This window comes from Blautia sp. BCRC 81119 (assembly GCF_003184505.1).
GTDB classification, from domain to species: Bacteria; Bacillota; Clostridia; order Lachnospirales; family Lachnospiraceae; genus Blautia_A; species Blautia_A fusiformis.
In genome coordinates, this window is the sequence record NZ_QJHD01000011.1 from 75,800 (window position 1) to 87,578 (window position 11,779).

An 11,779-nucleotide genomic window follows, 5' to 3' on the forward strand; every position below is an offset into this window, starting at 1 on the left:
CCGGAAGAATATCTGATATACAGATGATCATTAAGTAAGAACTGACGGATTTCCTCCGTTACAGGGAACATATATCGGCAGATACAAAGAATTGTCCGCCATGAACAGACATGGAACAACAGCCCGCGCCATAACACAGAGCATAAGAACACAGCAGAAGACGCAGGGATCCGGACACAGGCCCGTATAATGTAACAGGTGGTACAGCGAATCAGACTTCGTCCTTTTACAGGATGGGGTCTTTTTTTATAAGTGCCCGAAGCATTGGCACGAACAGGTATCTGTGAAGAAACAATCCGCTGTGGCCTTACAGATGAGGCAGCAGCCAGTAATCAGACACAGGAGGTAAATATTGTGTATCGTAAAGTTGACACGAATCTGAATTTTGTTGACCGTGAAAAAGAAGTTGAGAAATTCTGGAAAGACAACAAGATTTTCGAAAAGAGTATGGACAGCCGTAAAGAGGGCGAGACATACACATTCTATGACGGACCGCCTACCGCAAATGGTAAGCCACATATCGGACACGTTCTGACACGAGTTATCAAGGATATGATCCCGAGATACCGTACAATGAAGGGGTACATGGTTCCGAGAAAAGCAGGATGGGATACTCACGGACTTCCGGTTGAGCTTGAGGTTGAGAAGAAGCTTGGCCTTGACGGCAAGGAGCAGATCGAGGAGTACGGAATGGAGCCGTTCATTCAGCAGTGTAAGGAGAGCGTATGGAAATACAAGGGAATGTGGGAGGATTTCTCATCTACCGTTGGTTTCTGGGCTGACATGGAGCATCCGTATGTAACATACGACAACAATTTCATCGAGTCTGAGTGGTGGGCGCTGAAAGAGATCTGGGAAAAAGGTCTCCTTTATAAAGGCTTTAAGATCGTTCCTTATTGCCCACGCTGTGGAACTCCGCTTTCCGCACAGGAGGTTTCTCAGGGCTACAAGACTGTTAAAGAGCGCTCTGCGATCGTACGTTTCAAGGTTGTTGGTGAGGACGCATACTTCCTGGCATGGACAACAACACCATGGACACTTCCGTCCAACGTTGCACTTTGTGTAAACCCGGATGAGATCTACTGCAAGGTAAAAGCAGCAGACGGCTATACCTACTACATGGCAGAGGCACTTCTGGACAAGGTTCTCGGCAAGCTTGCAAAGGATGATGAGCCTGCATATGAGATCCTTGAGAAATATAAAGGAACAGACCTTGAGCGCAGAGAATATGAGCCGCTTTTTGCATGTGCAGGAGAGGCAGCAGCAAAACAGCACAAAAAAGCTCATTTCGTAACCTGTGACAACTACGTTACCATGAGTGATGGTACCGGTATCGTTCATATCGCACCTGCATTTGGTGAGGATGACAGCCGTGTCGGACGTGAGTATGACCTTCCGTTCGTACAGTTCGTAGACGGACAGGGTAACATGACCAAAGAGACACCATACGCAGGTGTATTCGTAAAGAAAGCGGACCCGATGGTTCTCACAGACCTTGACAAAGAGGGCAAGCTTTTTGACGCACCGAAATTCGAGCATGATTATCCGCACTGCTGGAGATGTGACACACCGCTTATCTACTATGCACGTGAGTCCTGGTTCATCAAGATGACTGCAGTAAAGGATGATCTGATCCGTAACAACAATACTATCAACTGGATTCCGGAGAGCATCGGTAAGGGACGTTTCGGTGACTGGCTTGAGAATGTTCAGGACTGGGGTATTTCCAGAAACCGTTACTGGGGAACACCACTGAATATTTGGCAGTGTGAGTGCGGACATATGGAATCCGTAGGAAGCCGTCAGGATCTCTATGAGAAGAGTGGTGACGAGCGCGCGAAGACCATCGAGCTTCACCGTCCATACATTGATGATATCACCATGAAGTGTCCGGACTGCGGCAAGACCATGCACCGTGTACCGGAGGTAATCGACTGCTGGTTCGATTCCGGAGCAATGCCTTTTGCACAGCATCATTATCCATTTGAGAATAAAGACCTGTTCGAGCAGCAGTTCCCGGCAGACTTCATCTCCGAGGCTGTTGACCAGACAAGAGGATGGTTCTACTCCCTTCTTGCTGAGTCCACACTGCTTTTCAACAAGGCTCCGTATAAGAATGTAATCGTTCTGGGACATGTACAGGATGAGAACGGACAGAAGATGAGTAAGTCCAAGGGAAATGCAGTAGATCCGTTTGACGCACTGAACAAATACGGCGCAGATGCAATCCGCTGGTATTTCTACATCAACAGTGCTCCGTGGCTCCCGAACCGTTTCCATGGCAAGGCAGTTGTAGAGGGACAGAGAAAGTTCATGAGCACTCTGTGGAACACCTACGCATTCTTCGTACTGTATGCGAACATTGACAATTTTGATGCAACTAAATATACTTTAAATTACGATAAGCTTCCGGTTATGGATAAATGGCTGCTCAGCAAGCTGAATACCATGGTGAAGACTGTCGATGCGGATCTTGATTCCTACAAGATTCCGGAGGCTGCAAGAGCACTCCAGGAATTTGTTGACGATATGAGTAACTGGTATGTAAGAAGAAGCCGTGAGCGTTTTTGGGCAAAGGGCATGGAGCAGGATAAGATCAATGCTTACATGACACTTTACACAGCACTGGTAACAGTTGCCAAGGCTGCAGCTCCGATGATCCCGTTCATGACTGAGGATATCTACCAGAACCTTGTAAGAAGCATTGATGCAGACGCTCCGGAGAGTATCCATCTCTGCGATTACCCGGAGGTAAACGAAGCATGGATCGACAAGGATCTTGAGGCAAACATGGAAGAGCTTCTTGAGATCGTTGTTCTCGGACGTGCATGCAGAAATACCGCAAACATCAAGAACCGTCAGCCGATCGGAACCATGTATGTAAAAGCTGAGAAAGCTATGGATAAATTCTACACAGATATCATCGCAGATGAGCTTAACGTAAAAGAAGTGAAATTCGCAGATGATGTAGAGTCCTTCATTTCCTACAGCTTCAAGCCGCAGCTTCGTACAGTAGGACCGAAATACGGCAAGCTTCTGAACGGCATCCGTACCGCACTCTCCGAGATCGACGGAACCGCAGCAATGAAAGAGCTGAGAGATAATGGTGTTCTCGTTCTTGACATTGACGGAAACAGCGTCGAGCTTGCAGAGGAAGACTTATTGATCGAAACAGCCCAGAGCGAGGGCTATGTGACAGAGACAGACGGTGAGACATCCGTTGTCCTTGATACAAACCTTACACCCGAACTGATCCAGGAGGGCTTTGTCCGCGAGATCATCAGCAAGGTTCAGACTATGCGTAAAGAGGCTGGTTTCGAAGTCATGGACAAGATCCTTGTCTATGCAAAAGATAACGATAAGATCATGGATATCATGAAAGCAAACCAGGATGAGATCAAACGTGAAGTACTGGCAGAAAACATTATTCTGGGAGAAGCAGAGGGTTATACCAAGGAGTGGAACATCAATAAAGAGGCTGTAACACTGGGAGTATCCAAAGTACAGGAGGAAAACTAATGATTGACAAGCAGTTTGAGAAAGAGGAATTCAAAAAAAGTGTAAAAGAAAACGTAAAATTCCTTTATCGAAAAACACTGGAAGAGGCTACACAGGAGCAGATCTTTCAGGCTGTAAGCTACACTGTGAAGGATGTGATCATTGACAACTGGCTCAAGAGCCAGAAGGCGTATGAAAAACAGGACCCGAAGATCGTATATTATATGTCCATGGAGTTCCTTATGGGCCGTGCCCTTGGAAACAACCTGATCAACCTTGGTGCATACGGCGAGGTTAAGGAGGCTCTTGAGGAGCTTGGACTTGACATTAACTGCATCGAAGACCAGGAGCCGGATCCGGCTCTTGGAAACGGTGGACTTGGAAGACTGGCAGCATGCTTCCTGGATTCTCTTGCAACTCTGAACTACTGTGCATACGGATGCGGAATCCGTTACCGTTATGGTATGTTCAAGCAGGAGATCCGTGACGGTTATCAGGTAGAGGCACCGGATAACTGGCTGAAGAACGGCTATCCTTTCGAGCTCCGTCGTCCGGAGTATGCAAAAGAGGTTCATTTCGGCGGATATGTACGTGTTGAGTGGGATCCGGTGAAGAACGAGAATAAATTCATCCATGAAGGATATCAGGCAGTTAAGGCTGTTCCTTACGATATGCCGATCACAGGTTATAACAACGATGTTGTAAACACACTTCGTATCTGGGATGCAGAGCCGATCGTAGACTTCAACCTTGACTCTTTTGACAAGGGTGATTATCACAACGCAGTAGAGCAGGAGAACCTTGCACGTACTATCGTAGAGGTGCTTTATCCGAATGATAACCATATGGCAGGTAAAGAGCTTCGTCTGAAACAGCAGTACTTCTTCGTATCTGCCAGCCTTCAGGCAGCGATTGCCAAATACAAAAAAACACACGACGACATTACCAAGCTTCATGAGAAGGTTGTATTCCAGATGAATGATACTCATCCGACAGTTGCAGTTGCAGAGTTGATGCGCATTCTTATCGATGAGGAAGGTCTTGGCTGGGATCAGGCATGGGATATCACAACAAAATGCTGTGCTTACACCAACCACACCATCATGTCCGAGGCACTTGAGAAATGGCCGATCGAGCTGTTCTCCAGACTGCTTCCGCGTGTATACCAGATCATCGAGGAGATCAACCGTCGTTTCATTCTTGAGATCCAGCAGAAATATCCTGGAAACTTCGAGAAGATCAAGAAGATGGCGATCATCTATGACGGACAGGTTAAGATGGCTCACCTTGCGATCGTTGCAGGCTACTCTGTAAACGGTGTTGCACGCCTTCATACCGAGATCCTCAAGAATCAGGAGCTGAAGGATTTCTATGAGATGATGCCTGAGAAGTTCAACAACAAAACAAACGGTATCACACAGAGACGTTTCCTTGCTCATGGAAACCCGCTTCTGGCTGATTGGGTAACAGACAAGATCGGACCGGACTGGATCACAGATCTTTCCCAGCTTTCCAAGCTTAAGGTTTACGCAGACGATGAGAAGGCTCTTCAGGAGTTCATGACCATCAAGTTCAAGAACAAAGAGCGTCTTGCAAAATATATCCTGGAGCACAATGGTGTTGAGGTTGACCCGCACTCTATCTTCGATATCCAGGTTAAGAGACTTCATGAGTACAAACGTCAGCTTCTTAACATCCTGCATGTGATCTATCTGTACAACCAGATCAAGGCACATCCGGAGATGGATTTCTATCCAAGAACATTTATCTTTGGTGCAAAAGCTTCCGCAGCTTACGCACGTGCAAAGAAGATCATCAAGCTGATCAACTGTGTGGCAGATGTTGTAAACAATGATGCTTCCATCAACGGTAAGCTGAAGGTTGTATTCATCGAGAACTACCGTGTATCCAACGCTGAGATCATTTTTGCGGCAGCAGATGTTTCCGAGCAGATCTCCACAGCAAGTAAAGAGGCTTCCGGTACAGGTAACATGAAATTCATGCTGAATGGTGCTCCGACACTTGGAACCATGGATGGTGCTAACGTTGAGATCGTACAGGAGGTTGGCGAGGAGAATGCATTTATCTTCGGTATGAGCTCCGACCAGATCATCAACTATGAGAACAACGGCGGTTACGATCCGGACTTCATCTACAACACAGATCCGGAGATCCGTCAGGTACTGATGCAGCTGATCAACGGAACCTTCTCCAGCGATACAGAGATGTTCCGTGACATCTACAATTCACTTCTCGACAAACGCAACATGCCGAGACCTGACCAGTACTTCATCCTTGGCGACTTCCGTTCCTATGCAGAGGCACAGAAGCGTGTTGAGGAAGCATATAAGGATGAGAAACGCTGGGCTAAGATGGCACTTCTCAATACAGCATGCAGCGGTAAGTTCACATCCGACAGAACTATCCAGGAGTATGTAGATGATATCTGGCATCTGGATAAGGTTGTTGTGAAAGAGAACTAAGATATAGAAAGTAATCTGCAAAGTATTACCATAAAATAAATTTCCACACAAAAACAGGGCGCGTCAGAAGTGGTGACGGCCCTGTTTTTTGTGTGGAAATTATGCCGGATTGATGACGATCCGGTTCCGTCTGGCCAGTGCAATGGCGATATGGCAGCTTTCCGCGATGGCGCAGGCTTTATCGGCAAAGCTGATGATCCAGGCTTCCCTGTTGCGTGGAAGAGGTCCCAGAGGGAACATATGTGAGAGTATCGCATCCAGCTCTCTGTCTGTGACATCAAAGTGTGCGGCACTGTTGTCTGCGGCGGCCTTCGGGTGATAAAACGCCTGATGCTCACCGGTTGGTGTCTCCGCCCTGAAGTCATAGGGACAGAAATCGTGGAGAAGCCCTGCCCTTGCGGCGGCTTTCTCGTCACATCCCAGCTTCCTGGCAATGAACCAGGAGAGGTAAGAAACATTGATACTGTGCATGAGCCGTGTGGTCCACTGGTGGTGGGTGTACAGGCTCAGCTTCAGGAACTCTCTGTTACAGAGGATGTTCTTCACAAGCGCATGATATTCCTGTGAGACCTCATCCGACACCGTGATATCCATCGGCAATCACCTTCTTTCTTTTGTTTATAATTTCATTATGACTATTATGGAGAAAAATGCAATAAAGTTTATATTTTTTTTATAAATTAGTTGAGACAAATTTTTTCAGAATGGAATCTTCTGTTTTTCATCTGTTTTCCATGACCGGAGATATGGTATAGTAATGAACAGAATTGGTGTCAGTGAAAATATTATGAAAAGACGGAGGAGAGAGAACGAATATGAAACCAGAAAAACTGATTGAAGTACTTTCTGTTGCAGAACGATTAAAAGATGCAGTGCGTCATTGCTATACATCCGGAGGCAGGCGGGAGAGTGTTGCGGAGCATTCCTGGAGAATTTCTCTGATGGCATATTTTGTCAGCGACGAGTTTCCGGAGGCAGATCTTCTGAAGATCATGAAAATGTGTCTGATCCATGATATGGGAGAAGCTTTTACCGGGGATATCCCAGCTTTTGAAAAAACAGTAAAAGATTCAGAAAAAGAAGCCGATGTGCTGGGTGAATGGGTGAAAACTCTGCCGGAACCATTTGATAAAGAGATGGCAGAACTGTATCAGGAAATGGAAGCACAGCAGACTCTGGAATCCAGAATCTACAAAGCTTTGGACAAACTGGAAGCGCTGATCCAGCACAATGAATCCGACATCAAAACCTGGATCCCACTGGAATATAACCTGCAGATGACCTACGGAAATGAACAGGTGAAATTCTCAGATTATCTGACGGAGTTTCGGGAGCAGGTAAGAGCAGATAGTGTGCGGAAGATTGAAAAATCTGTACACTAATTTGCACATCTCCATCAGAAACATTAAAAAAGAGGGAACCATTTTACGTGGTTCCCTCTTGTAAAAATTCCGATTTTATGCGGATTTCTTATTTACCAAAGTATCTCTTAAGCAGTCCAGCGAATGCTTTGCCGTGTCTTGCTTCGTCTTTAGCCATCTCATGTACTGTGTCATGGATTGCGTCAAGGTCAGCTGCTTTCGCACGTTTTGCAAGGTCGAATTTACCTGCTGTAGCGCCGTTTTCAGCCTCTACACGCATCTGAAGGTTCTTCTCTGTGCTGTCTGTTACAACCTCACCAAGGAGCTCTGCGAATTTAGCTGCATGCTCTGCTTCCTCGTAAGCTGCTTTTTCATAGTACATACCAACTTCCGGATATCCTTCTCTGTGAGCAACTCTAGCCATTGCAAGATACATACCAACCTCAGAGCACTCGCCCTCGAAGTTCGCTCTCAGGTCTGCAAGGATGTCCTCGCTGACACCTTTAGCTACACCTACAACGTGCTCAGCTGCCCATGAGAGCTCGCCTTCCTGTTTCTGGAATTTAGAAGCTGGTGCTTTACATACTGGACAGGCTTCCGGTGCCTGCTCGCCTTCATAAACATATCCACATACTGTACATACCCATTTAGCCATAGTAATGATCTCCTTTTCTTTTTTGAAATATATTGTTTGTTTTTGTTTCTTCTAAATTAATAATAGTAATTATTACTATTTTATGATACCATGTGATCTTTGTTTTGTCAAGCTTGTTTTTCTTCTTTTTTCAGGCATTCCTTGCAGATCCCATAGAAGCTTGCATCTACGTCAAAGACTTTTCCGTGGATAAATTCTGCAGCTGCCTGTTCAAGAATTCCGTTAAGGCTGTCTGACTGCATATCGATCACCCGGTTGCATCTGGTACACATGAAATGTGAGTGTGGTGCGACCCTTCCATCGTAGCGATCCGCGCTTCCGAAATTGGTCAGCTTCCGGATCTCACCGATGTCACTGAGAAGAGAAAGATTACGGTAGACAGTTCCGAGACTGATATTCGGGTAGATCTGTCGGAGATTCTCGTATACTGTATCTGCCGTTGGATGATCTGTTCTGGATCTCAGAAATTCCTTGATGGATTCTCGCTGACGGCTGTATTTAAGTGCTGCCATAATGTTTCCCCCTTTCAGTAATAGTAATTGTTACTGATATTATAATACATGGCAGAGGGAAGTTTGTCAAGAGGTTTGGATATGATTATCCTGAAATATTTTCATTTTATGAGCTGGATGTAAATGAGTATTTTTACGCTGCGGGTGTAGGGGATATTTGCAACCCTGCAGAGGACTTATTTGATTCGGTTAAATGGTGAGAACTGGCAGTCGGATGTCTGACAGAGTGTTTGTTATAAGGAATATTGTGCCCTTAATGATAGGATTTTATCAGTAAAAGTCCGCAAGGAAAATTTTTAAAAAATAAGTTGACAAAGACTAACTTTGGCGGTATATTTACAATAGTTAGAAGAATCTAACTAAAACGTAAAGGAGAATGTAAATGACTTGTGAAAAATTTGAATCTGTCATGGGTTATCATTGTTCCCCTGTATTAATGGGAATGAAACCGGCGAATCTTGTTTCCTTTTCCAAGGAAAAAATGCCGGAGCTGCCGGAGATCATTTCGGATTATGAGGAGAGTCTTGAACGGGAAGGTATCCGTATGGAGATCATCTGTGGATGCAGGAAGCATTATCTTCTTCTGGTGTACCGGCCGGATATGCTGCAGGAATATCTTAAGCAGGATGAAGCCAGGAAACTTTTGCTCCAGGATGGGTATAATATAGATAGTTCTTTGGATGAGATGATCGCCCGTTTGAAGGAGAGATTTTTTCATAAGACGGAGTTTCCTCATGAGATCGGACTTTTCCTGGGTTATCCCATTGAAGACGTGAAGGGCTTCCGGAAGTTCGGAGGCAGTGGCTGCAAGATGTGTGGTTACTGGAAGGTTTATGATGATGTGGAGCAGGCTCGCAGGATTTTTGACAGCTATGATAAGTGCCGGGAGTTTACTGCGGCGCAGATCCGTGCGGGGTATTCGATTTTGCAGGTTGTTGGTATGAAGCATCTCTGTACATCTCAGATGTGCGTATAATATAAAGTTTAAAAACAGGAGGTTTTTAAGATGAGCAAGGTAGGAATTATTTACTGGTCTTCCACAGGCAACACAGAGGCAATGGCACAGGCTGTTGAGGAAGGTGCAAAAGCAGCTGGTGCGGATGTTGAGATCATGGAAGTTGCAGATGCAGATGTAGATAAAGCTCTCTCTTATGATGTTTTGGCACTTGGTTGTCCGGCAATGGGAGATGAGGAGCTTGAGGATGGTGAGTTCGAGCCATTCTTCTCTGATCTGGAAGGCAAACTTTCCGGTAAGAAAGTTGCGCTTTTCGGTTCCTATGACTGGGGCGATGGTGAGTGGATGAGAACCTGGTGTGGCAGAGCTAAGGATGCTGGTGCTGAGCTTGTTGAGGATGAGGGGCTTATTGTAAACAACACACCTGATGATGAAGGACTTGCAGCTTGCCGTGAACTTGGCGGAAAACTTGCATAAGATATATTAGATTTCAAATAAATAAAAACTGAGCAGAGCATTGGATTCTCAAATACAAACACCATCCGGACAGAAGGGATAGATATCTTTTTTGTCCGGGTGGTGTTTTATTTTGAGCGAAAATATCTGCTTATTACTTTGAGAAAATATAGAAGAAATGAATATTAAGACAAAAAATCCTTGTTGATTTTAATATTTACGTGTCCTAAAATAGATAAAAATGAAATAAAGCAGGAAAGTGAGGGATGCCGGATGACGCGGGAGGAAGCGGAACAGTATTTATATTATGCGATGACAATTGGTGAACAGCTTCTTTGCTGCGGAGCAGAGGTTGGACGTGTGGAAGATACCATACGGCGGATCTGCCTGGCATATGGAGCCACCCGGGCAGATGTTTTTTCTATCACATCCAGTATTGTGACGACTATTTATGGAGAGGATTTCGGTATTTGCACCCAGACGCGGCGTGTGCCGGGAATGTCCAATGATCTGGGACGGCTGGATGACCTGAACCAGCTTTCCAGATACATCTGTGAGTATCGGCCGAAGCCGGAGGAGATCCAGAAGGGGCTGGAAAAGATCCGGGATAAACAAGGATATTCTTTTAAAACGCAGATTTTGATCTATGCTGTAATTTCAGGTTCTTTTTCCGTGTTTTTCGGAGGAGATGTCAACGATATGATTGCTTCTGCGCTGATTGGTATCGCTCTGAAGCTGTTTGAGGCTTTTGTAAAAAAGGGCGCATTAAACTCGCTGCTGACAGTGCTTCTTTGCTGCGGAGCCGGCGGAGTACTTTCCAATCTTACAGTTCTGATCGGGCTTGGACATCATGCGGATCTGATCAGTATCGGAAATATCATGCTTCTGATACCGGGAATTGCATTTACCAATTCATTGCGTGATATGTTTTCAGGAGATACCATTACAGGTTTGATCCAATGTATGGAGGCACTTTTGCTGGCACTGGTCGTGGGCCTTGGTTTTACGGTGGCGAATCTGTTGTTTTAACCGAATCAGGGAAGTTCTCTTGAAGGTTGCGAAAAGCAATAAGCAGTGAATGAGGAGGTTACATACTGTATCAATTGTGGAGTAGCGAAATGCAGCAGATAATGGGAGTATTTGAGAGTAGTTATGATTTATTCAGGAGGAAAATATGCGGGAAATCATACAGCTGGTCGTATCCTTCACAGGATCTCTCGGCTTTGCGGCATTATTTAATATCCATGGAAAAAAACTCTGGTTTGCGGCATTGGGTGGATGCCTGTCCTGGGCTGTATATCTGGCAGTAGAGTTCATAACGCCAAGTCCGTATGTGTGCGGTTTCTGGTCAACAGTAGCTATTACCTTGTATGCAGAATGTATGGCAAGAATTCATAAAACGCCGGTAACTGTATTTCTGGTTTCCGCGACAATTCCGCTGATTCCGGGAGCAGCACTTTACCGGACAATGAACTGGATGTTGATGAAGGACTGGGCGAAATTCCAGAAAGACGGAATCTATACGATCCTTTTTGCGGTGAGCATGGCAGCAGGAATGACGCTGACAACTATTGCGTTCCGGATGGCGTGGCGGTGGATGTACAGGCAGAGGAGAATGTAATACAGTATCGAAATTCCCCGTTTACAAACCATCAGAAATGTGTTACGATTTTCCCATATGGAAAACTCATGGAAGAAGAGAGTACATGTGTACACCGTACTACAGGGAAATCCCCGGAGGACTTTTTAGATGCAGGCTGTGACGCAGTTGATGTCATAGATCTGCGGCAGAGTGAATGGTAAAGGTTCACTTTATGCAGGAGTTCCGAGACTGAGAGGGATGTGCAGGCACAGATGGA

Annotated in this window: 11 protein-coding genes; 8 read left to right on the forward strand and 3 right to left on the reverse strand. The window is 45.5% G+C overall.

What is annotated here, in order from left to right:
- The first annotated feature begins 354 nt into the window (after positions 1–354).
- The gene (ileS, locus tag DMI82_RS08520) at positions 355–3,519 is read left to right on the forward strand and encodes an isoleucine--tRNA ligase (RefSeq protein WP_110103097.1); all 3,165 of its coding nucleotides are present in this window, start codon (positions 355–357) and stop codon (positions 3,517–3,519) included.
- On the forward strand, positions 3,519–5,981 hold the full coding sequence (locus DMI82_RS08525) for a glycogen/starch/alpha-glucan phosphorylase (RefSeq protein ID WP_021650270.1): 2,463 nt from the start codon (positions 3,519–3,521) through the stop codon (positions 5,979–5,981). The genes ileS and DMI82_RS08525 overlap by 1 nt, the downstream gene beginning before the upstream one ends.
- A 99-nt stretch (positions 5,982–6,080) precedes the next feature.
- Here DMI82_RS08525 and DMI82_RS08530 read toward each other — a convergent pair whose 3' ends face one another.
- Positions 6,081–6,575, reverse strand: a complete 495-nt coding sequence (locus DMI82_RS08530) for an HD domain-containing protein (RefSeq protein ID WP_110103072.1) — start codon at positions 6,573–6,575, stop codon at positions 6,081–6,083.
- 221 nt (positions 6,576–6,796) lie between these two features.
- Here DMI82_RS08530 and DMI82_RS08535 point away from each other — a divergent pair, with 221 nt between their 5' ends.
- Complete coding sequence (locus tag DMI82_RS08535; protein WP_110103073.1) at positions 6,797–7,363, forward strand: HD domain-containing protein; 567 nt, start codon at positions 6,797–6,799, stop codon at positions 7,361–7,363.
- An 88-nt stretch (positions 7,364–7,451) separates the two neighbouring features.
- Here the strand turns inward: DMI82_RS08535 and DMI82_RS08540 are convergent, their stop codons facing one another.
- Positions 7,452–7,997 carry an NADH peroxidase gene (locus DMI82_RS08540; protein ID WP_015526390.1) on the reverse strand — a complete coding sequence of 182 codons (546 nt, stop codon included), beginning with the start codon at positions 7,995–7,997 and terminating at the stop codon, positions 7,452–7,454.
- A 107-nt stretch (positions 7,998–8,104) separates the two neighbouring features.
- Positions 8,105–8,509, reverse strand: coding sequence for a Fur family transcriptional regulator (locus tag DMI82_RS08545; RefSeq protein ID WP_015526389.1), 405 nt, complete (start codon positions 8,507–8,509; stop codon positions 8,105–8,107).
- 382 nt (positions 8,510–8,891) lie between these two features.
- On the opposite strand from DMI82_RS08545, the gene DMI82_RS08550 reads away from it, so the two are divergent.
- The 5 genes from DMI82_RS08550 to DMI82_RS08570 all read left to right on the forward strand — a co-directional run bounded on the left by DMI82_RS08550 (position 8,892) and on the right by DMI82_RS08570 (position 11,723).
- The gene (locus tag DMI82_RS08550) at positions 8,892–9,485 is read left to right on the forward strand and encodes a DUF3793 family protein (protein WP_022426572.1); all 594 of its coding nucleotides are present in this window, start codon (positions 8,892–8,894) and stop codon (positions 9,483–9,485) included.
- Positions 9,486–9,515: 30 nt separating this feature from the next.
- Positions 9,516–9,941, forward strand: coding sequence for a flavodoxin (locus DMI82_RS08555; RefSeq protein WP_110103074.1), 426 nt, complete (start codon positions 9,516–9,518; stop codon positions 9,939–9,941).
- Positions 9,942–10,193: 252 nt separating this feature from the next.
- Positions 10,194–10,949 carry a threonine/serine exporter family protein gene (locus tag DMI82_RS08560; protein WP_110103075.1) on the forward strand — a complete coding sequence of 252 codons (756 nt, stop codon included), beginning with the start codon at positions 10,194–10,196 and terminating at the stop codon, positions 10,947–10,949.
- A 145-nt stretch (positions 10,950–11,094) separates the two neighbouring features.
- Positions 11,095–11,541, forward strand: a complete 447-nt coding sequence (locus tag DMI82_RS08565; RefSeq protein WP_021653090.1) for a threonine/serine exporter family protein — start codon at positions 11,095–11,097, stop codon at positions 11,539–11,541.
- Positions 11,514–11,723: a hypothetical protein gene (locus tag DMI82_RS08570; protein ID WP_110103076.1), complete on the forward strand. Its 210-nt coding sequence runs from the start codon at positions 11,514–11,516 to the stop codon at positions 11,721–11,723. The genes DMI82_RS08565 and DMI82_RS08570 overlap by 28 nt, the downstream gene beginning before the upstream one ends.
- The last annotated feature ends 56 nt before the right edge of the window (positions 11,724–11,779 follow it).